A 23,938-nucleotide genomic window follows, 5' to 3' on the forward strand; every position below is an offset into this window, starting at 1 on the left:
GATTTTAAGGGCGTAAACCTATCTATTTATTTTTAAAAAAACAATTTTTTATTCTAAAAACTAATGGTTTTCAACTGCTTTTTTTAAATATCATTTTAAGGTTTTCTTAACACGCTTATTTAATTTATACTTTTTTTATACGCCATCCACCATCTTTCAGGGATAATTTGATTGCAAGCATTCAAATAATCTTGGTGTGTGCAAGGTAATAACGTATGTCTTTTTAATTTATTATTCAAACTTGAAATAAATGGTATTTCTATCCACCATCTTTCAGTCTTGTTACTTTTGTAAAAAATCATCTCCTCCATCTCATTGGGCACAATATACTTCAAATAATCATCTTTTGAGACAAAAGGGTAATCATTAACACGATAATTTACACCTTCAATGAAATACCAGATCATTTGCGCCACTAACATCGCTGTTATTTCTTCGTCTTTTGAGTTTTTGTATTCAAAGATACCAAAAGACGAAACTCTATCACTAATTCCCGCATAACGGCTTATAGCACATATTTCTTTTCCATCTAATCCGTTTGGTGATGTATTTTGGTTTCCACTAACTTCAGAAGCTTTTACAGCCGATAAATCAATCCCAACAATATCTGCATCACGTGTAATTGGTTCTACAATACTTATGTCATTAGACACTTGACCCAAACGATAAGCATCAAAGAATAGTTTTTGCATTAGATCTATTTCTTCTTGCGAATTGAAATAGGTTTGGTATCCAATATTACTGTAGTTAAATAGATTATGCGGAGCTTCTACAATAATTTTTCCCATGTAGGAATTATTACTGAGTGTTTGACTTACGGCTCCAAAGTCAAACTTACTATCTACATTTACAATGTTTACGGTTTGTTCTAGATTGTCATATCCACGATACATTGCGTACATTAAATCTTGACTTCCACCAAGTATGATAGGAATGATGTTTTTTTTGAGTAGCGGCTCCATAATTCTTTTTAGAGCTGCATAGGTATCATCAACTGTTTCTCCTTTGTATAGATTTCCTAGATCTACAATTTTATGAATCCAGTTTCCAGGATATAAACTGTATAGTGCTTTTCGAATTTCTAGCAAATCTAGGTTTTCACCTAAGTAATTAATATCACTTCTGTTTTCTAGTACTGCAATGATTGCAAATTTAGCTTCTCCTAATGTTTCAGGGATTCCATCTTTAGTTGTATGAATGCTTATTGCATTCCCTAAAGTTTGATTAGACAATAATTCATTGTGTGCAAGCAATAAATCATTGACAGGCGATAAAAATTCAAAATCCATTATTTTTTAGCTTTTGCTTTAGGTTTCGCTTTTGTCTTTGCCTTTGCTTTCGTTTTTTTCTTAGGAGCTTTTTCTTCTATGATTTGCTGAACTTCTTCTAGCGTTAGTTTTGTAGCATCTACCGTTTTTGGAAGTTCTATTTTTGTTTTCCCTTGAATGATGTTACTTCTTCCCCATCGTGCTTTTTCCACACGAATTCCTTCTGCTTCCCAGTTATGGATTACTTTTTCGCGTTCTTTTTTCTTTTTGTCTTCAATGAGTTCTTCAATATCCGCTTGCGAAAGGTTATCAAAGTCATATTTTTTATTAACATTGATAAAGATTCCATTCCACTTTAAGAAAGGACCAAAACGTCCAACACCTTTTGTTACGTCATGACTTTCATATTGTGTAATTGGTGCATCTGCTTTTTCTCGTGCTACGATTAATTCCATAGCTCTGTCCATTTCTACACTTAACGGATCTTCTCCTTTGTCAAGAGAAATGAACTTTTTACCAAACTTCACATACGGACCGTAACGACCATTGTTTACTTCAACTGTTTCTCCTTTGTATTCTCCTAGCGTTTTTGGCAATTGGAATAAATCCATTGCTTCTTCGAAGGTAATCGTGTTTAGTTGTTGATCTGGGCTTAGACTTGCAAATTTTGGCTTTTCTTCATCATCAACCGTTCCTACTTGTACCATTGGTCCAAATTTCCCTAAACGCACACTTACTTGTTTTCCACTTTCTGGATCCACACCTAAGATACGTTCTCCCGATTCGCGTTCTGCATTTTCTTTTACATCTTCTACTTTTGGGTGGAAATCTTTATAGAAATCTTTCATCATATCTTTCCACTCTTCGTTTCCAGAAGCGATATCATCAAAGTCTTGCTCTACTTTTGCAGTAAAGTTATAGTCTAAAATTGAGGAGAAATTTTTCACCAAGAAATCATTTACAATCATTCCAATATCTGTAGGCACCAATTTCCCTTTGTCTGAACCAACTTTTTCCGTGAGTTCTTTTTCTATAATTTTATCACCTTTTAAGGTTAACTGCTCATATTTTCTTTCTACACCTTCTACAGTTCCTTTTTCAATGTATCCTCTATTTTGGATGGTAGAAATTGTTGGCGCATATGTAGATGGTCTTCCAATTCCTAGCTCTTCTAATTGTTTTACTAGCGATGCTTCTGTAAATCGATATGGAGCTTTTGTATAACGTTGCGTTGCAGAAATAAATTCATTGGTAAGTTGTTCCCCTACTTTTAGTGCTGGCAACATTCCGTCTTGTTCTTCATCTTCATCATCTTTTCCTTCAAGGTATACTTTTAAGAAACCTTCAAACTTTAATACTTCTCCATTTGCTGTAAAGCGTTCTCCATGCGTATTTGCTTCTATTTTCGCATTGGTACGTTCTAGTTTTGCATCACTCATTTGCGAAGCCAATGTACGTTTCCATATTAATTCATATAAACGAACTTGATCGTATTCTGCGCTTACCGTATGGTTTTCCATGTTGGTAGGACGAATTGCCTCATGCGCTTCTTGTGCTCCTTTTGCTTTGCTTTTGTAGTTTCTTGGATGACTGTATTCTTCTCCATAGGAACGAATGATTTCCGCCTGTGCTGCATTTTTTGCATCGTTAGATAGGTTTACACTATCCGTTCTCATGTATGTAATTAAACCGGCTTCATATAATCGTTGTGCAAGCGTCATTGTTTTACTTACTGAGAAATATAGCTTTCGCGATGCTTCTTGTTGCAGTGTTGATGTAGTAAATGGTGCTGCTGGTGATTTTTTTGCTGGTTTAGTTTCTAGATTTGCAATTTTGAAATCTGCTCCAACATTTTTAGCTAAGAAGTCTTTAGCTGCTTGATGTGTTGGAAATGTTTTATTAAGTTTTGCTTTGAATTTTTTCCCTTGAGAGTTTAAGAATTCTGCTGCAACTTTAAATGACACTTGCGGTTTAAAGTCTTGAATGCTTCGTTCTCTTTCTACAATTAAACGAACAGAAACCGATTGAACACGTCCGGCAGATAATCCTCCTTTTACTTTTCTCCAAAGTACTGGCGATAATTCATATCCTACCAATCTGTCTAAAATTCTACGTGCTTGTTGTGCGTTTACTAAATTGTAGTCAATTGCTCTTGGATTGTCAATTGCTTTGAGAATCGCTGTTTTTGTAATTTCATGAAAAACGATTCGCTTTGTGCGTTCTGGATCTAACTTTAATGTTTCAGCTAAGTGCCAAGCAATTGCTTCTCCTTCGCGATCCTCATCACTAGCGAGCCAAACCATTTCTGCTTTCTTCGCTAAATCCTTTAATTTTTTTACAACTGATTTTTTATCATCGGAGACAATATATTCAGGCTCAAAATCGCCATCAACATTCACACCTAATTCTTTGGAAGGTAAGTCCGCAATGTGACCAAAACTAGATTCTACTTTGTAATCTTTTCCAAGAAATTTTTCAATCGTTTTCGCTTTTGCCGGTGACTCAACAATTACCAGATTCTTTGCCATATATCGTTTTTTCAGAGTACAAAAGTATATAGATTTTTAAAAATTGACACATTTTTTTGTGTTTATACTTTTTTAGCACCTAGAATTTTTCATTTTTTAGAGCTTTAAAAATCATATTTTACACCTACTGTGAATGCCCCAAATTTCTTGTTTCCAAGATAATTTATGTATGGAGATAATTCATACCTAAAAATCAATCCGATTTTATTGTAATTGAACGCTGCAAGAAATCCATAATTAATTTTTTGCTCAAAGAAATTTGTGTTACTGTCTGCAAAACGGTCATTGTTTGGCGAATAAAACTCGTATCCAGCATATGCGCCTGCTTCTATTCCAAAGTTTCCAAATCGTTTTTCTACACTAGAGAGTAAGTTCATACTTAGTTCTCCTTTATTAAAACTTAGGGAATCATTTTTAAGCCGCAAGTTTCTGAATTGTAAATTAGCTCCATATTTAAAGTAGAAATCATTTTTTAGTTTTTTCTCATCAGTATATGACAAGGCAACTACATATGAACCTGTTAATTTATAATCATCTTGCGACGAAACAAAGCCATTGAGTCCTATCATTACATCTAGGTTTTCGTATACCTCATCTTTCTTTTTAGATTTTTTTCGCTTTTTCCGTTTCTTTTCTAGTTGATCTGGCGAGATTAGTTTCCAATCGTAGAGTTTTAATCCAGCAGTATTTAATGAGAAGTTTTCTTCATCATCAATAACAACTATATTGTTCTGTTTGTTTAATGGAGTTTCACTCGTTGCATTACTTTTCACTTCAGATACACTCGTTAGTTGAGAATCGCTCTCCTTATTATTAAATCGCGAATGATTTCCTGTTTGCTTCTGCACAACATCATTGCCGTTCCCGTGAACTTTGTTAGTAGTCTGATATTTGTTTTTGGCAGTAATTACAGAATGTGTTCCAGAAGTGTTTGTTCCAGCTTGACTGATATCATCATTCGCGATTAAGGTTGAAGTTGAATTCGAACTTAAATTTGAATCCGGAATTGAATTCGAAGTTGAATCTGAGTTTACAATAGTGTTCTTATTCTGTTGATTGGTTGATTTAAATTGTTCTATATTTTTATCTGAAACCGTACTCTCTTCTATACCTGAAGTAATATTTACACCTATATAAATACTTAAAGAACCTAATAAAGCAATAAGAAAAAGATAGGCGATGCGCCTTTTACGTTTTTTACGCTTCATTTTCTGCTGAACAACATTCCAACCATCGGCAGAAGGAGTTACTGTTCGATTTGAAAGTTCACTTTTAGCAAGTGCGTCTATGTAATCAAAATCTTCCATTAGCTTTCTTTATGGTTTGCAATTGTTCTTTTAATATTTTTCGTGCTCTAAATAAGCGTGTTTTTGAGGTTGTTTCTGGTATTTTCAGCAATTCAGCAATTTCTTTATGAGAGTATCCTTCTATTGCATAAAGATTGAACACAATTTTAAACTCGATTGGAAGTCGCTCAATAAGTTGTTGAATTTCCGAAACTTCTTCTACTGGTTTTTGATAGGTTTTTTGTTTTTCTAAGATGATTTCACTCTGAGAAGCAATGACAAATTTTTTCTTCCGCAGAAACGACAAACTTTCTCGAATCATTATTTTACGTATCCAACCTTCAAAGCTTCCTTCTTGTTTGTATTTTTTGATATTGAAAAACACTTTCACAAAACCATTATTCATAGCTTCTTCTGCCAAGGTTCTATCGGAAATAAAGTTTTGACACGCAGCTAACATTTTGGGCGCAAAGGCGTCATAAACTGCTTTTTGAACCAGCTTATCACCTTTGATTAACCCTTTTATGTTATGCGCTTCTGCGTTTGCTTTTTCCAAAAACGTTTGCCCTATTTGGTTATTTTGTATTTGAATTGATCTTAACAAGTCGTTGATATGATTGTAATAGGAATTATATAAAACTCATCACTTAAAGTATAATATACTCTCACATAAATTGTTTGCTCTTGTGTTATATTTTGATATGATTCTTGCGATAACGGATTCGTTTCTGTATCAGCATCCATTTGTGTTTCATAGAAAGCAATACTATCATCTTCTGTCAATTCTTCCAAATCTTCAATTTGTAATATGCAAGGTATGTAATCTTGAAATATAAATTCTGAGATTTGCGAACCTGCCACTTCTTCACATGCTGAAAATATGAGTTGTGTACAGTAATTTTCCTCTTCACATTCTTTTGTTAGCGTAAAACTAATGTCATCATTTGTGAAAGTCATCATTTCGTTTGAAAGAATTTCCGTTTTCCAATCGAAATTCCAATCGTCAGCAGTCATTCCTGGCGCCTCAAAGGTTATATTTGTATGTAATTCATCTTCAATAAAGTATACAATCCAAGTTCCTTCATACAATTCTCCATTATTATAAAACACAAACGTTCCATCATCGGCTACATCAAATACTGCATTTTCATATGCATCGACATCTTCATCATCATGCGAAACAACCCAAACACATTCTTGTAGCAGGTTACTACACTGCCCTACTAGTTCTTCTTGTTGCAACTCTATACAATCATCAATAGCTTGTTTTAGTTCATCTTTATTTTGAATTAAGAATTCTTCACCATTTTCCAGAATACTTTGAATAGGAAAATTGATTCCGATACTGTTTCCATCTGGAACACCTTGTAATATCAAACTAAATTCAGGATCACTTGATATAACATGCTCACTCACTACCATTAAGTCACTATCAAATTCTAACATTGTAAAAGCATATATAAATTTGATACACGTAATTTCGTCATCATCTTCTGTCTCCGCCACACGTTCTATTAGACCAAAGAGTTCTGATTCTTTTTGAATTAGGTTTTCAAGCGCTACAGTTCCAATTTCTTCATTATCATCTAAATCAGAGCATGAAAAACTCAAAACTCCAATAACAGTAATCAGTAGTATTTTAAAAAAATGTTTTTTCATAGTCAGGTTTTGTTAATGTTCTATTGATATAGACGCGTTGTTTTCAAGAAAGGTTCCCGAGAGAATGAAAAAAAATGAAAAACTAGAGCAGCAGCCATAAAAAAACAAAAGCCTACTCTTTACGAATAGGCTTCTAAATACACATAAACAGTACGTGAAAGTTGTTGTAGTAAAAAATTTATTATTGAATTGTAAATTCGCTAATTAATTCAATCCCTGTAGCTGTGTAATTATATTGTGTTAATGTGTTGTTTCCAATCATTAAGAGTTTATCTACCATCGGAATGACATCATATGCATCATTCGTATTATAATTTTGCAGTAATTGTAAATTTGAAATATCTGATTTGTTATAAACTTTCAATCCTGCTGAACCGTCGCATATAAAGAGTCTGTCATCTTTTACACCTAAACCATATGGCTCGTCCATAATATATGTTTCTACCAATTGCGGATTGTATATATCTGAAATATCAATAATTTCCAACCTACTATCAAGCATTTGCGTTTCTCCTTCCATACTACAACTTGCGCCGGCGCGAAGCGTTACGTATGCATAATCTCCGTCGACAACGACAGGATCACAAAATCGCATATGATCAAATTCTGAAATATATTGTGGTGAACTCGGTTGTGAAATATCATAAATAAACATACCTGTAGTACTTCCTATGAATAATTTATTATTTTCATGAAAAATTGTCTCTGCTTCCCAAGTCACATATTCTTCTCCTACTTTTACAGGTGCATCTAAATTTTGAATATCAAAAACGTTAATTCTGCTATTATCCACTACATATAAATGGTCGTTTACAATTTTAAAACGCGCTAAAGATCCGCCTGCACCAGTTCCTCCTCCACCAGAAGATGATTCTAAATTTACAATATCATCTTTCATAACTTCTCTTCGTTCAACAGCAATATCCCAACCTACAATAATATCTGTATTCGCATCAAAATCTTCCCAGTTATAAAAATCTACATCATTAGGAATCTGAAAATATTGATAATTCTGAATCACATCTTCTACAAAACCTACTCTATGTATGTTATTTATTTGACTGATATCAAAAACCACCAAATCTTCCCCGCTGTCAGCATACAAATAATTTCCTTTAATAGAAACATCTCTATTTAATGGAATCTTTAAAAAATTGATAATTGTTGGCTGTAATGGATTTCTATTATCAATAATATGTACTCCTTTATCTACGTCATTGACAAAAATGTATTGTTGGTATGCATATATTTTGCCAGATGTCACAATGCTTTGCGGAGGCAGTACTTGTATAGAAGCACGCAATTCTGCTTTAGACATTGTAATTGGTGTTGCTACATTGTAATTTTCATATTCTTTATCATCAGAACAAGACACAAAAAGACATGTAGCTATGAATAAGAAGAAATAGTTGAGTTTCATGGTGTGGTCGTTTTTTTTAATTCATACACAAGGTAGATGCAACTTTCTGCAAAAGGTTGCGTAATTATTTCCAGTATTTATTTAACATGTCATTATGTCATATTTTTTGAAATAATTCTATCTTTGCATCTTAATTGATGATGATTTCAAGGTTTAGAATACATTTACATGGAGAAGATTATAGACGAAAACAAACAAGGAGACAGTATTGTTTTAACACAAAATCCAAAAAATACACGAAAGCTATATATTGAAAGTTATGGTTGTCAGATGAATTTTGCTGATAGTGAAGTTGTGGCTTCTATTTTAGCCAAAGAAGGATTTAACACTACTGACCGTTTGGAAGAAGCTGATTTAGTATTAGTTAACACTTGTTCTATTCGCGATAAAGCAGAACAAACAGTTCGTAAACGTCTTGAAAAATACAATGCTGTAAAACGTCACAATCCAAAAATGAAAGTTGGCGTATTAGGATGCATGGCTGAGCGCTTGAAAAGTAAATTCTTAGAAGAGGAAAAAATTGTAGATATGGTTGTAGGACCAGATGCTTACAAAGACTTGCCTAACTTGATTCAAGAAATTGACGATGGACGAAATGCCGTAAATGTGGTACTGTCGAAAGAAGAAACCTATGGTGATATTTCTCCAGTACGTTTAAATACAAATGGAATCAATGCTTTGGTTTCTATCACAAGAGGTTGTGACAATATGTGCACATTCTGTGTTGTTCCGTTTACTCGAGGACGCGAACGTAGTCGTGATCCACAATCAATTTTAGAGGAAATTCAAGAGCTTTCAGATAAAAACTTTAAAGAAATTACGCTTCTTGGTCAAAACGTAGATAGCTATTTGTGGTATGGCGGCGGTTTGAAAAAAGATTTTGGCAAAGCTTCTGAAATACAGAAAGCTACTGCTGTTGATTTTGCCAAGCTGCTAGATATGGTAGCAATAAAGTTTCCAAAACTACGCCTCCGTTTTTCTACATCAAATCCGCAAGACATGCATGAAAACGTATTTCATGTAATGGCAAAACACAGAAATATTTGCAAACACATTCACTTACCTGTACAAAGTGGTAGTGATCGTATCTTAAAAGAAATGAACCGTTTGCATACGCGTGAAGAGTATTTCAGACTAATCGACAAGATTCGTGAAATTTTACCAGGTTGTGGAATTTCGCATGATTTAATAGCCGGTTTCCCGACAGAAACTGAAGAGGATCATCAAGACACGCTTTCTTTAATGGACTATGTAAAGTATGATTTTGGATACATGTTTACTTATTCTGAACGACCAGGAACAATGGCAGGAAGAAAAATGGAAGATGATGTTCCTGAAACAACAAAGAAGCGAAGACTTGCAGAAATCATAGAATTACAACGTGGACATAGCGCTTACAGAACTAAATCTCATATTGGTACTATACAAGAAGTTTTAATCGAAGGAACTTCAAAAAAGTCAGATGCACATTGGATGGGAAGAACTTCCAGAAATACAGTAACTGTATTCCCTAAAGAAAATTACCAACCTGGTGATTTTGTAAATGTAAAAATACACGACTGTACTTCAGCAACGCTAATAGGTGAAGCTGTGGGACCTTCAGAAAATAATTAAATCATAAAAGTTAACTACTTCGGGGCAGGCCCACGAAGGATTGAACGGGAACAATTAAAAACATTTCGACACAAACGTCGGAGCATTTAAATCTCGATTATCTAGTAAGCAATTAAAATATAAATTATGAAAAAAACACTTTTAATCACTTCAGTTATCTTAGCATTTTTTTGCTTTTCTTGTGATGACGAACCATTAGATGCTGATATTGCTATTGAAAATCCTTCCAACGATACACCAACAGATCCTACTGATCCGACGGACCCAACAGATCCTACCGATCCAACTGACCCTACAGATCCAGCAACTTCTCTTTCTACTTATACATATGACGTCGCTTCTAATGCGCCAATTCTTGGAGAAATTATCACAAATACAGACTTTAACATTCAACAAGGAATTGTTACCAGCCAAAATATAGAACTTACTATTTTTGGTACTACAGTAAATTCATTAAGTACATATACGCGTGATGCCAACGGAAAAATTACACTTATTGAAGATAATGCTGAAGGCGGTCAAAATACAACTACCATTACATACGACGGAGAAAATATTTCGCAAATTGAATATGATTTTTCAGCCGATAATTCAGATGATTATGTATATACGTTTACGTATGTCGGAAATACCGTTACCAAAACCGTTGAAGGTACAGGTTCTACAGCAGTATTTACTTTCGATTCAAACAGCAGACTAACACGATTAGAATCTTTTGAAAATGGAGTATCTACTAAAATTGAAACTCTAACTTACTCTTCTTCTGGAAACTGCACACAAACCTCTGTAGAAGAAGGCGGAAACACAACAACGCTTACATATGATTACGATGCGTTCACAAATCCTTTAAAATCAGTTTTTGCGGACACGTATTTAATCTCTGTTTTTAATGGTGATCCAGAAGACGAAGTTGGCGCCATCATTGCAAACTTTCATAGTGCAAACAATTGGATTGGCGGAAATTCTTCGGAAGGAGCATATAGTTTCAACCCTATGTATGATACCAATAACAACATACAGAGTAAAGGCGGGAATTATGACCTTGGCGATGGTGTAACTGTTACACAAGCAGAGGCGTTTCAATATTAACCGCAAAACATTGAGACCGAGACGGAATTATTTTTTCGTCAGTCTCAAATATTTCTAATGATGTTACGATTACAATTAACGAAACATCTGAATACATAAATAAAAAAACGACAACAAACACATGGAATCCATTCAAGCCATCAAACAACGCTTTGAAATCATTGGAAATGATGCTGGACTTAATCGCGCCATAGAAAAAGCCATGCAAGTAGCTCCAACTGATATTTCTGTGCTAGTAACGGGTGAAAGTGGTGTTGGAAAAGAAAGTATCCCTAAAATAATTCATTCACTTTCGCACAGAAAGCACGGAAAATATATTGCAGTCAACTGTGGTGCTATTCCAGAAGGAACCATTGACAGTGAATTATTCGGACACGAGAAAGGAGCCTTTACTGGCGCTACCCAAACAAGAAACGGCTACTTTGAAGTAGCAGACAACGGAACTATTTTTTTAGATGAAGTTGGCGAATTACCTCTCACTACGCAAGTGCGCCTACTGCGTGTTTTAGAAAATGGAGAATTTATCAAAGTAGGTTCTTCCAAAGTTCAAAAAACAAACGTTCGTATTGTTGCAGCAACCAATGTGAATATGTTTGACGCCATTAAAAAAGGAAAATTTAGAGAAGACTTATACTATCGTTTAAGTACTATTGAAATTCTGCTTCCACCATTGCGCGCTAGAAAAGATGATATTCATTTACTTTTCAGAAAATTTGCTTCTGATTTTGCCATGAAATACAAAATGCCTTCTATTCGTTTGGATGAAGTTGCTACAGAAATGCTGACAAAATACCGTTGGAACGGAAACATTCGTCAACTAAGAAATGTAGCTGAACAAATTTCTGTCTTAGAGAAAAACAGAACAATTACCGCTGATACTTTACGTCAGTATTTACCAAATACAACGGGCAACCTTCCTGCAGTTATTGAAAGTTCAAAAGGAGAAAGCGACTTTAGCTCAGAACGCGAAATATTATACAAAGTCCTTTTTGATATGAAAAGTGACTTAAATGACTTAAAAAAACTCACCATGGAATTGATGCAAAATGGTGTTTCTAAAGAAGTTAAAGAAGAAAACGAAAGTTTGATTCAGAAAATTTATGGTAATACTGATGACGAAACCTTCCATGAAGAAGAAGTAATCGCTCCTGTAAAACTACTTCCGATTTCCCCAGAAGTATCTGTGGTTCCAGAAGCCGACAAATATCACTTTGCAGAAGAAATTGAAGAAGAGGAAACGCTTTCGCTTCATGACAAAGAACTTGAACTCATTAAAAAAGCATTAGAACGCAACAAAGGAAAACGAAAAGCAGCAGCCAAAGAACTAGGAATTTCAGAACGTACGCTGTATAGAAAAATCAAACAATTTGATTTATAATCACTAGAAAGAAAATTGATGAAAAAAACAAAAATAATACTGACTACACTTCTTGTAGTAATCACAATGGTAAGTTGTGGAGTTTATAACTTTACAGGAACAGGTGACTTGAATGCAAAAACATATCAAGTAAACTTTTTTCAAAACAACGCGCCAATTATTGAACCTGGACTCGACAGAGATTTTACACTTGCTTTACAAGATTTAATTCTAAACCAAACAAGCTTAGACTTAGTAAGAGCGAATGGTGATTTGGTATATGAAGGAGAAATTGTAGATTATCGTGTATCGCCAATGAGTGCAACTGCAAATAATACAGCTGCGCAAAACCGACTGACAATTGGTGTACAAGTTCGATTTACACACAAAAACAGACCTGATGATGATTTCGACCAGCGATTCTCATTTTTCTTTGACTATCCAGCTTCAACTCAATTAACTGCTGTTCAAAGCACAGCACACGAAGAAATTTTTGAACGTTTAACGCAAGATATATTCAATGCAAGTTTAGCAAAATGGTAATATGAATATTTCCGATTTCACATACATATTGCAAAACCCTAAGCACATCAATGCTTCTCAAACAGAAGCCATTGCTGCTATTACCAAAGAATTTCCATACTTTCAAGCTGCACGTGTAGTGCATTTAAAAGGGCTTAAAAATCAAGATAGTTTCAAATACAATCAATCTTTAAAAACTACAGCTGCCTACACAACAGATCGTAGTATTTTATTTGAGTTTATCACATCTCGTATGTTTGATCAGCACGAAATTTCTAGCACTATTACAGAATCTCACAACAATACCAAGGAGATTGAAGTTGTTGCTGAAGAAGTAAAAGTTGATCAAAATCTTACGATGGAAGATGCTATCAAAACTAAACTGCAAGAAGCCAATGCTATTTTAGATCCTGATTTGTTTCAACCAAAAGCAACAGCTATTCCTATTGCGGCAAATCCTGAAATAACAGAAGAAAAGACAAAAGAAAAAAAGAAAGACAAGAAAAAGAAAAAAGCAAAGGAGAAAAAAGTAGAAACTACTACTACAGAAACTCCCGAAGAAACATTACAATTAGGAAAACCTCTTACCTTTAATAAACAAGAAAAGCACTCATTCTCAGAATGGCTGCAATTAACCAATTTGCAACCTATAGATCGTTCTCAGGAAAGCGAAAAAGAAAGTATCAAAGAAGAGGAAACGCCAACAGAAATAGCTTCTGAAACCAAAGTCAAAGAAGAAGACAAAAAGAAAAGGTTTGATCTGATTGACAAGTTTATAGACAAAAACCCTAAGATAAAACCAAAGCCAACAGTCGAAAAAACAATCAACCTAGCCAACGAATCAAATGTAGATCAATCGATGCTAATGACCGAAACTTTGGCGAAAGTATATTTAGAACAAAAGAAATATAAAAAAGCAATTAAAGCTTATAACATATTAATTTTGAAATATCCAGAAAAAAGTGGTTTCTTTGCAGACCAAATTCGGGCAATAAAAAAATTACAACAAAATAATTAATATAAAAATGAGTTCAACTTATTACATTTTCATAGTCTTAATCCTTATTGTAGCATTTCTATTAATGTTAGTAATAATGGTACAGAATCCAAAAGGTGGTGGATTATCTTCTTCTTTTGGTGGTGGCGGAAACCAACAAATTGGTGGTGTACAAAAAACAACGGATTTCTTAGACAAAAGTACTTGGGCACTAGCAACTATTTTAATTGCTTTAATCCTAGTAACGAACTTTACAAACCTAAGTGCAGGAGAAAAATCAAAAGTATCTGGTGATTCAGTTCCACAAACAGAACAAACAACGCCTCCAGCAGACAACAATACAAATACTACAGACGGAACAAGTACTGGTGGAAACTAATCAGAACCGTTTTTAACATATACAAAAATGCCAGCTTATGACAAGCTGGCATTTTTTATTTCAATTTGTCAGCATTCGCAAAATGGCACAATTTCTGACTAATTGCTATCCGTAAATAATAAAATAATTCATAAAATTAAATATTCAACAAAATGAGCAAAGTTAATATCAAACCACTAGCAGATAGAGTTTTGATTGCCCCATTGCCAGCAGAAACAAAAACTGCTTCAGGGCTTTACATTCCAGATTCAGCGCAAGAAAAGCAACAACGAGGAACTGTAGTTGCTGTTGGATCAGGTAAAAAAGATGAACCATTAACCGTAAAAGTTGATGATACCGTTTTATATGGGAAATTCTCTGGAACTGAAATCAAGTTTGAAGGAACTGATTATATCATCATGAGAGAAGATGACATTTTAGCAATCATTTAATTTAACTTTAAAAAGATACCACAATGGCAAAAGATATAAAATTTGATATTGAAGCACGCGACGGACTAAAACGTGGTGTGGACGCTTTAGCAAATGCAGTAAAAGTAACGCTAGGACCAAAAGGAAGAAACGTAATCATTAGTAAATCATTTGGTGCGCCATCTGTAACAAAAGATGGTGTTTCTGTAGCAAAAGAAATTGAGCTAGAAAATCCATTAGAAAACATGGGAGCTCAAATGGTAAAAGAAGTAGCTTCTAGAACAAATGACTTGGCTGGAGACGGAACAACAACTGCTACTGTATTAGCACAAGCAATTGTAAAAGAAGGTTTAAAGAACGTAGCTGCTGGAGCAAATCCTATGGATTTAAAAAGAGGAATTGACAAAGCTGTTACTGCAATTGTTGAAGACCTAAACAAGCAAGCTAAAAAAGTTGGTGACTCTTCTGAAAAAATAAAACAAATTGCTTCTATTTCAGCAAACAACGACGATGTAGTTGGTGATTTAATTGCACAAGCTTTCGGAAAAGTTGGAAAAGAAGGAGTAATTACCGTAGAAGAAGCTAAAGGAACTGACACATATGTTGATGTTGTAGAAGGAATGCAGTTTGACAGAGGATATTTATCTCCATACTTTGTAACCAACTCTGAAAAAATGGAAGCTGAGTTAGAAAGTCCTTATATCTTATTATTTGATAAGAAAATTTCTTCAATGAAGGACTTAATGCCAGTTTTAGAGCCTGTAGCACAAACTGGAAAGCCTTTATTAATCATTGCTGAAGATGTTGACGGAGAAGCATTAGCTACTTTAGTTGTAAACAAATTAAGAGGTGCATTAAAAATTGCTGCTGTAAAAGCACCAGGTTTTGGTGATCGTAGAAAAGCAATGCTAGAAGATATCGCTATCCTAACTGGCGGAACTGTAATTTCTGAAGAGAGAGGTTTCACTTTAGAAAATGCTACAATTGACATGCTAGGAACTGCTGAAAAAATTACTATTGACAAAGACAATACTACCATCGTAAATGGTTCTGGTGATGCAGAAATGATTCAAACACGTGTTGGACAAATCAAAGCACAAATTGAATCGACTACTTCTGATTATGATAAAGAAAAACTTCAAGAACGTCTAGCAAAATTAGCTGGTGGAGTTGCTGTACTATATGTTGGTGCTGCTTCTGAAGTAGAAATGAAAGAGAAAAAAGACAGAGTTGATGACGCATTACACGCTACAAGAGCTGCTGTTGAAGAAGGAATTGTTGCTGGTGGTGGAGTTGCTTTAGTTCGCGCAAAAGGTGTTTTAGAAAGTATTACTACTGATAACCTTGACGAAGTAACAGGAATCAAAATCATTGCACGCGCTATTGAAGAGCCATTACGCACGATCGTTTCTAACGCTGGTGGAGAAGGAAGCGTTGTAGTTTCTAAAGTAATGGAAGGTAAAAAAGACTTTGGTTACAATGCAAAAACAGATGAGTATGTAGACATGCTAAAAGCTGGAATCATTGATCCTAAAAAAGTAACACGTATCGCTTTAGAAAATGCAGCTTCTGTATCAGGAATGATTTTAACAACAGAATGTGCTTTAATCGATATTAAAGAAGAAGCTCCTGCTGGAGGTGGAATGCCACCAATGGGCGGAGGAATGCCAGGAATGATGTAAGATCATACACATATAAAAGACTAAAACTCCGAAGATTATATTTTCGGAGTTTTTTTATGATTTTATTTTATAGCACGGTTTTTGAGGTATTTTTCACATACTACATTAACCAAAACCAAAGTTCTATGAAAAAAAAATACCTTTTATTGATTGTTATTTTTTCTTCTGTGTTCGGCATGAATGCACAAGAACCACAAACCATCGAAGACGAATATGCAGCATATTTTACTTTACCTAGAGAAGCGCTATTTTTACATCTCAATAAAACAACCTATGTAGCCGGCGAAGAAATTTGGTTCAAAGGCTATGCCTACGACCAAAAAAAACAACTAACATCAAAGGCAACCACAAATATTAATGTTGGTATTTATGATGCAGAAGGTAATCAAGTCAAAAAAACATTATTCAAAGCTAAAAACGGAATCACGCAAGGAAATTTTGCAATAGACTCTACACTTACCACAGGAACGTATTTCATCAAAGCTGAAACCAATTGGATGAAAAATTTCAAGGAAAATGACGCTTACGTTCAAAGAATTGAAATCATCACAGATCAAAAAAATCCGAAAACAGTTACTACACAAGCGCAAAAAATCGATTTCCAATTTTTACCCGAAGGCGGACATATGGTTGCCAATACACTTAGCAATATTGGTTTCAAAGTTATAGATAACAATGGAAAAGGAGTCGCTGCGTCTGGAATTGTATATGACGAATTCCAAAACCAAGTAGCTTCTTTTGAAAGTAATACCTTAGGAATGGGAAAATTTCTATTTCAAGCAAAAGAAAACATTCAATACACTGCTGAAATCAAACTTGAAAACGGAACCGTAATTACAGAAAAATTACCCAAAGCCGATTTAAAAGGTGTTTCTATCGTCTTAAACAATCTATCTCAAGACAATGTAATCATCAATTTTAGCACAAATACAGAAACAATAGCATTCAATCCTACAAAACAGTACAAAGTTCTCATTCATCAAAATGGAAATCTAAAAACAATCAATCTACAATTTGAAAATACAGAAAAAACGATAAGCATTTCAAAGAAAGATTTGTTTAAAGGGATCAATACCATCACAGTATTTGACAATAATAAGAATCCTATTTTAGAGCGTTTATTTTTTAACGATTATCACGTAAAAAAAGCAAATATTAATATTACTAAATTATCAAAAACAAAAGATTCTTTATTGCTTTCTATCAACGAACTAAAATTACAAAAAAATGCCAATATCAGCATTTCTGTATTACCAGAAAAAACAAAAAGTTACAATCCTGAACACAATATCTTATCAAACTTTTACCTAAAACCACATGTAAAAGGATACGTAGAAAACCCACAGTATTATTTCCGAGATATCGATAGAAAGAAAAAATACGAATTGGACATTTTATTACTTACTCAAGGTTGGAGTCGATACGATTGGAAAGACATTTTTGGCAAAAAACCGAACATATTACATCCTTTTGAAAATGGAATTACCATTTCAGGACGCGTCAATAAACCAGTTTCTAATGTAAAACGTATCTTTTTGCACACTACAAAACACAATAACAGTAAATTTATCGACTTAGATGAAAATCAAAACTTTACAGTAACAGGATTGTTTTTAGAAGAAGACGAAGAAGTACGTTTTTCGTATATCAACAAAAAAGGTGTTTTCAAAAAACCAAGTATGTATTTGCGTTTTGTTGTCACTGACAAAGAAGATAAAATCTTAGATGTCCATTTAAAAGAAACAAAAAACATTACTACTACTGCCGACTTTTCTATTCCTAAAAACTTCCTTTCTAAAAAAGCAGAAGCATTGGATACGGTAGTTTTAGAAACAAAAAAACGACGATCAACGTATGCCGATCTTTTTATGACAGACCCTGAAGTAACTGATGTTACTGAAGAAACCTATTATAATTATTACAATATCGTTCAATTTCTTCAATTCAATGGTTTTAATGCGACACAAAATGGAGGAGCTGTAAGTATTGCTCATTTTTCACCAAAAAGAGCTAATCCTGTTATATTTTTTAATGATACAGAATTACGCACTCCTAATCTTACAATGCTATACAATTTTTCATTAACAAATATAGAACGTATTGTAATAGATAGACACAGCAGAGTTTACACTAACGAAGGGCGAAATGCTGATGGAGTCATAAAAATTTACACACGCGAAACACCTTTATTCAAAGGCGCCGATGATATTTTGTATTTATCAACAAAAACAACAAAAGCTTTTACTACTGGAAAAGAATATTATTCACCTAACTATAATTCATATTTCAATCCTATATTCAAAAAGTATGGAGTTATTTCGTGGATTCCAGAATTAAAACTAGAAACATCTCAAGCGACTAATTTCAAAATATATGATACAGAAGCTGAAAACATAACCTTATTTATTGAAGGAATTTCAGAAAATGGCGATTTAATCTCCGAAAAAAAGACCATTCAAGTTCGTTAAAAAACGATCTTATAAATATAAAAGCGTTATTTTTTAGTATTTAAAAATGATTCTTTTTGTGACCGAAATTATACAATATTCAATTTTTTTAAAAAAATAAACATCTCAAAGAAAATCACATTCAGCAATTCAAAATTGTATTTTAGAATTTGAAAAGACATTTTCAGAATTTTTATTTAAAAATATAATGTATTGGTATTCTTTTTGTTGCATTCATTAGCAGAACATTAACAATCTATTATTATGAAAAAAAATTATGTATTATTACTGATTGCCATCATATCCACAACGCTGAGCGTTTACGGGCAACAGACAAAAACGATTGAAAACGAATATGCTGCGTACTTTACACTTCCAAGAGAATCATTGTACTTACATGTAAACAAAACTAGCTACTTTGCAGGAGAAGAAATCTGGTTCAAAGGATATGCGTACGATCAAAAAAACCAGTTAATTTCTAAGGCTACCACAAATATCAATGTTGGTATTTATGACGCCGAAGGGACGCAAGTCAAAAAAGCACTATTTAAAGCCAAAGATGGCTATGCACAAGGAAACTTTGCTATCGATTCTACCTTTACCGCAGGTACGTATTATATCAAAGCAGAAACCAATTGGATGAAAAACTTTAAAGAAGACAACTCTTTTATCCAACAAATTGAAATTATTACTGAAGAAGAAGCGAGCAAGAAAGATGTTACCAAAGAAGCGCGTTTCGATTTTCAATTTTTACCAGAAGGCGGACACATTGTAAGTGACGCAATTTGCAACGTGGGCTTTAAAGTCTTAAACGAAGAAGGAAAAGGTGTAAGTGCCACAGGAATTGTGTATGATCAAGATGATAAAGAAGTTGCTTCATTTGAAAGTAATACTTTAGGAATGGGGAAATTTTTATTTCATCCCAAAAAAGACAAAAACTACACTGCTAAGATTACTCTTGATGACGGATCAGTGATCACAAAAACATTACCAAAACCAGAATCAGAAGGTATCACCTTAATGTTGCAGAACTTTTCTGAAGACAAAATCATCATCGACTTTAGCACAAACGAAGAAACATTACGAAAAAATATAAACAAGAAATACAAAGTATTCATTCACCAAAATGGAAAACTTAAAGTTGCCAATTTTAAATTTAGTGGAACCGAAAAAGCTGTGAGCCTTCAAAAAGATCAACTATTCAAAGGAATCAATACTATTACGGTATTTGACAGCAATGAAAATCCGATTCTAGAACGCCTATTTTTCAACGAACACGGAATTAAAAAAGCCAATGTAAACATCTCTAAACTCAATGCCGCACAAGATTCTATTCTCTTATCTATTAAAGAATTTAATCTAAATGAAAATGCAAACATTAGTATTTCTGTTTTACCAGAAACAACAAAAAGCTACAATCCGCAACACAATATTCTCTCTAATTTCTATTTAAAACCACATGTAAAAGGTTTTGTGGAAAATGCGCCATATTACTTTCAAAACATGAACTCAAAGAAAAAATATGAGCTCGATATTTTATTACTAACTCAAGGTTGGAGCCGATACGATTGGAAAGACATTTTTAATGAAAAGCCAAATGGACTCAATCGCTTTGAGAATGGAATGACTGTTTCTGGACGAGTAAACAGACCAGCTTCTGGAGTAAAGCGTGTATTTTTATATGCTACAAAAAATCATCCAGCTGGTTTTGTTGATTTGAACGAAAAACAAGAATTTACAATTGATAATTTCTTTTTGGAAGAAGGAGAAGAGATTCGTTTTTCTTACACGAACAAAAAAGGAGTTTTCAAAAAACCAGGCATGTATGTCCGATTTAAAGTAAGCAATACTCAAGATCGTATCTCCGAAATGCTTTTAAACAATGCAGAAGCAAAAAGTACAGCAAGCGCTAATTTCTCTATTCCAAAAAGCTTCTTCTATGAAGATGCCGTAACATTAGATGCTGCTGTCGTTGTCAAGAACACAAAAGAAGTATACAAAGATCCAATTTTAGTAAATGCAAAAGTTACCGATTTTACACTCGAAGAATACAACCGTTTTATCAATGTAACTGATTTTATTAACTACAATGGCTATCAAGTATCAGAAAACTTAGGAAGAGTTTCTATCATTACCAGGAGGCAACCAAAGGCAGTTCCTGTAGTTTATTTTGACAATGCTCGAATTACTGATTTCAGCATTCTTTACAAACTTTCTTCTTTCAATATTCAACGTGTCGTAATTGACAGAACTGGAGTTGGTGAAGGTGTAAATGCTGGTTTTGGTGGTGTTATTAAAATTTATACACGAAAAACACCTCTTTTCAAAAAAGGAGATGCTGGTCCTGCATATACAGGTACAAAAGCTCCATACGCATTTGCGGCAACTAAAAAATATTATGCTCCAAACTATACATCGTACAGAAATAAAACGTTTCAAAAATACGGTGCTATATCTTGGATTCCAGAAGTAAAATTAGACAAATCGACAGCTTCCAACTTCAAAGTATATGATACCAAAACAAAAAACATTACACTATTCATTGAAGGAATTTCAGAAAATGGTGATTTAATCTCCGAAAAAAAGACCATTCAAGTTCGTTAACATTTCAAAAGTTCAACGAATCTTTTAAACACAATACCTAAGGCCGTTTCTAAACATAGAAACGGCTTTCATTATTTATGAATATTTGGGATTTTTTTAAGAAAATACACACATACACTTCCCTATTTTTGTAGGTAATAACAACCGCTTTATTATGAAATACAAATACCTTTTACTTTATTTCTTTTTAATAAATACATTACCAATATTCAGCCAACAAAAAGCAATTGAGGACGAATATGCTGCATATTTTACACTTCCGCGAGAAGCATTATATGTACATTTAAACAAAACAACATATTTTCAAGGTGAAGAAATTTGGTTCAAAGGCTACGCTTTAGATCAAAAGAATCAACTCACATCAAAGGCTACAACCAATATCAATGTTGGTATTTATGATGCTGATGGAAAGCAAGTTAAAAACACGCTATTTCAAGCAAAAGATGGTGTTGCCAAAGGAAACATTCTCATCGATTCTACATATACTTCAGGAACATACTACCTCAAAGCAGAGACCAATTGGATGAAGAATTTTAAAGAAAACAATGCTTTCATCCAAAAAATAGAAGTCATCACAGCAGAAGAGGCAAAAAAAATTACTATCGAAAAAGAAGAACAATATGACTTTCAGTTTTTGCCAGAAGGCGGACACATGGTCGTAGACACTAAAAACAACATTGGCTTTAAAGTCGTCAATGAAGAAGGAAAAGGTGTAATTGCTTCGGGAATTATCTATGATGAAAGCAAAAAAGAAATCACTACGTTTAAAGGAAATACGATAGGTTTAGGGAAATTTATCTTTATTCCTGAAACTAATCAGAAGTATACTGCTGAAATTACGCTAGAAAGTGGAAAAACAATCACGCAAGCTTTACCAAAAGCCAAAGAAAAAGGTATTTCTATGATTGTAAACAATCCATTTCCAGACAAAATTATTATCAATTTCAACACAAATGCAGCAACATTAGCTGCAAACCCAACAAAACAATACAAAGTACTTGTACATCAAAACGGAAAATTAAAAACCATTGCTCTTTCGTTTCAAAATACAACAGAAAAAGCCATCAGTATTCCTAAAAAAGAACTCTTCAAAGGAATCAACACTATTACTGTTTTTGACGATGCAAATACTCCAATTTTAGAACGTTTATTTTTTAATGATTTCTTTGTCAAAAAAACAAACCTAAATGTTTCAAAGCTCAACACAGTCAATGATTCCATTCTATTATCCATCAACGAAACACAATTACAAAGCAATGCAAACTTGAGTATTTCGGTATTACCAGAATTGACTAAAAGTTACAATCCAGATCATAATATTGTATCCAATTTCTACCTAAAACCACATATAAAAAGTGCTGTAGAGAATCCGCAATATTACTTCCAAAACATGAATAGGAAGAAAAAATATGAGCTAGACATCTTATTACTCACACAAGGCTGGAGTCGTTATAATTGGAAAAACATCTTTGAAGAAAAACCAAACGGCTTTAATCGTTTTGAAACCGGAATTTTGATTGAAGGAACCGTAAACCGACCAAAATCTGACATTGATCGTTTGTTTTTATACGCTACCAAAAATCATTCAGCACAATTCATCGAATTAGACAAAAACAAAAAATTCAAAATTGCGAACTTCTTTTTGGAAGAAGGAGAAGAAATTCGTTTCTCATATATGACCAAAAAAGGATTATTTAGAAAACCGAGTTTATACTTACGTTTTAGTGTAGCGAATGGAAAAGATAAAATTTCAGAAACTACTCTTTTAGAAAACGCAACCATTCAATCAAACTCAGCTAATTTTCAATTGCCTGAAAATTTCTTCTATGACGATTCAGAACAGTTAGATGCCGTTGTTATCAATGCGGAAAAAGAGAAAAAAGAAAAAGATCCTATTTTAATCAATGGAAAAGTAACACAAATTACAGAAGTAGAATATGCACGTTATTTAAACATTACAGACTTTATCCAAAACAACGGCTATGAAGTTTCTGAAACATTAGGAAGAGTTGCTATTTTTACAAGACGCTCACCAAAAGCTTCTCCAGTTGTCTATTTTGATGGCGCACGATTGAGCAGTTTTAATATTTTATACAATCTATCTACTGCAAACGTTGAAAAAATAATCATTGACAAAACTGGTTTAGGTGAAGGATTAAATGCCGGTTTTGGTGGTGTTATTAAAATTTATACACGAAGAACGCCATTATTAAAACAAGGAGAACGCGACATTATGTATTCAGGAGGAAAAGCGCCATTTGCTTTTACACCTACAAAAGAATATTATACGCCTAAATACGCTTCTTATTTAAACAATACTTTCGAAAAATACGGAGCTATTTCTTGGATTCCAGAATTGAAGCTTACCAAATCAGAAGCTACAAATTTCAAAATCTATGATACACGCACCAAAACTATTACACTTTTTATAGAAGGTATTTCAGAAAATGGTGAATTTATCTCTGAAAAAAGAACAATTCAAGTTCGGTAAACATAAAAAACGATATTTCAAATCAGATCAAAATGAGCTAGTTACAAAAAAACATAACTAGCTCATTTCTCTTTTTTGCTCAAGATTAAAAAAAAATAATTACCTTTAATTCAAATTAAAAATTACAAACTATAGCTTTTGTAACGCATCAAGTCATAGGTTGTATTGGCAAAGAATCCCCATTC

Annotated in this window: 17 protein-coding genes; 11 read left to right on the plus strand and 6 right to left on the minus strand. The window is 33.5% G+C overall.

Features of this window, described 5'->3' with window-relative positions; all coding sequences use genetic code 11:
- Positions 1-119: 119 nt before the first annotated feature.
- The 6 genes from ACOQOS_RS10925 to ACOQOS_RS10950 form a co-directional block, all read right to left on the minus strand.
- On the minus strand, positions 120-1,289 hold the full coding sequence (locus ACOQOS_RS10925) for a formimidoylglutamase (protein WP_420575003.1): 1,170 nt from the start codon (positions 1,287-1,289) through the stop codon (positions 120-122).
- Positions 1,289-3,796, minus strand: coding sequence for a type I DNA topoisomerase (gene topA, locus ACOQOS_RS10930; protein WP_420575004.1), 2,508 nt, complete (start codon positions 3,794-3,796; stop codon positions 1,289-1,291). Before topA ends, ACOQOS_RS10925 begins: the two co-directional genes overlap by 1 nt.
- Before the next feature lie 104 nt (positions 3,797-3,900).
- Positions 3,901-5,103, minus strand: coding sequence for a hypothetical protein (locus tag ACOQOS_RS10935; protein ID WP_420575005.1), 1,203 nt, complete (start codon positions 5,101-5,103; stop codon positions 3,901-3,903).
- Positions 5,090-5,638 carry an RNA polymerase sigma factor gene (locus tag ACOQOS_RS10940; RefSeq protein WP_420575006.1) on the minus strand — a complete coding sequence of 183 codons (549 nt, stop codon included), beginning with the start codon at positions 5,636-5,638 and terminating at the stop codon, positions 5,090-5,092. The genes ACOQOS_RS10935 and ACOQOS_RS10940 overlap by 14 nt, the downstream gene beginning before the upstream one ends.
- A gap of 41 nt (positions 5,639-5,679) precedes the next feature.
- The gene (locus ACOQOS_RS10945) at positions 5,680-6,741 is read right to left on the minus strand and encodes a hypothetical protein (protein WP_420575007.1); all 1,062 of its coding nucleotides are present in this window, start codon (positions 6,739-6,741) and stop codon (positions 5,680-5,682) included.
- Positions 6,742-6,922: 181 nt separating this feature from the next.
- A complete protein-coding gene (locus ACOQOS_RS10950; RefSeq protein ID WP_420575008.1) occupies positions 6,923-8,161 on the minus strand; it encodes an LVIVD repeat-containing protein in 1,239 nt (412 codons plus the stop codon).
- Between the two features lie 168 nt (positions 8,162-8,329).
- Here ACOQOS_RS10950 and miaB point away from each other — a divergent pair, with 168 nt between their 5' ends.
- From miaB to ACOQOS_RS11005, 11 genes are all read left to right on the plus strand, one after another.
- Positions 8,330-9,775 (plus strand): tRNA (N6-isopentenyl adenosine(37)-C2)-methylthiotransferase MiaB, encoded by a 1,446-nt coding sequence (gene miaB, locus ACOQOS_RS10955; RefSeq protein WP_420575009.1) that lies wholly within the window; start codon positions 8,330-8,332, stop codon positions 9,773-9,775.
- Positions 9,776-9,901: 126 nt separating this feature from the next.
- Positions 9,902-10,864, plus strand: a complete 963-nt coding sequence (locus ACOQOS_RS10960; protein ID WP_420575010.1) for a hypothetical protein — start codon at positions 9,902-9,904, stop codon at positions 10,862-10,864.
- A gap of 121 nt (positions 10,865-10,985) precedes the next feature.
- Positions 10,986-12,242 carry a sigma 54-interacting transcriptional regulator gene (locus ACOQOS_RS10965; RefSeq protein WP_420575011.1) on the plus strand — a complete coding sequence of 419 codons (1,257 nt, stop codon included), beginning with the start codon at positions 10,986-10,988 and terminating at the stop codon, positions 12,240-12,242.
- Positions 12,243-12,260: 18 nt separating this feature from the next.
- Entirely contained in the window at positions 12,261-12,764 is a 504-nt protein-coding gene (lptE, locus tag ACOQOS_RS10970) for an LPS assembly lipoprotein LptE (protein WP_420575012.1), read from the plus strand.
- Between the two features lies 1 nt (position 12,765).
- Positions 12,766-13,761, plus strand: coding sequence for a hypothetical protein (locus ACOQOS_RS10975; protein ID WP_420575013.1), 996 nt, complete (start codon positions 12,766-12,768; stop codon positions 13,759-13,761).
- Positions 13,762-13,768: 7 nt separating this feature from the next.
- On the plus strand, positions 13,769-14,119 hold the full coding sequence (gene secG, locus ACOQOS_RS10980) for a preprotein translocase subunit SecG (protein ID WP_420575014.1): 351 nt from the start codon (positions 13,769-13,771) through the stop codon (positions 14,117-14,119).
- Between the two features lie 152 nt (positions 14,120-14,271).
- A complete protein-coding gene (locus tag ACOQOS_RS10985) occupies positions 14,272-14,550 on the plus strand; it encodes a co-chaperone GroES (RefSeq protein WP_420575015.1) in 279 nt (92 codons plus the stop codon).
- A 23-nt stretch (positions 14,551-14,573) separates the two neighbouring features.
- Positions 14,574-16,211, plus strand: a complete 1,638-nt coding sequence (gene groL / locus ACOQOS_RS10990; protein WP_420575016.1) for a chaperonin GroEL — start codon at positions 14,574-14,576, stop codon at positions 16,209-16,211.
- Between the two features lie 125 nt (positions 16,212-16,336).
- A complete protein-coding gene (locus tag ACOQOS_RS10995) occupies positions 16,337-18,679 on the plus strand; it encodes an MG2 domain-containing protein (RefSeq protein WP_420575017.1) in 2,343 nt (780 codons plus the stop codon).
- Positions 18,680-18,922: 243 nt separating this feature from the next.
- Entirely contained in the window at positions 18,923-21,262 is a 2,340-nt protein-coding gene (locus ACOQOS_RS11000; RefSeq protein WP_420575018.1) for a hypothetical protein, read from the plus strand.
- A 154-nt stretch (positions 21,263-21,416) separates the two neighbouring features.
- On the plus strand, positions 21,417-23,753 hold the full coding sequence (locus tag ACOQOS_RS11005; RefSeq protein WP_420575019.1) for a hypothetical protein: 2,337 nt from the start codon (positions 21,417-21,419) through the stop codon (positions 23,751-23,753).
- Positions 23,754-23,938 lie beyond the last annotated feature (185 nt).

It is taken from the genome of Kordia sp., assembly GCF_965224175.1.
Taxonomy (GTDB): Bacteria; Bacteroidota; Bacteroidia; order Flavobacteriales; family Flavobacteriaceae; genus Kordia.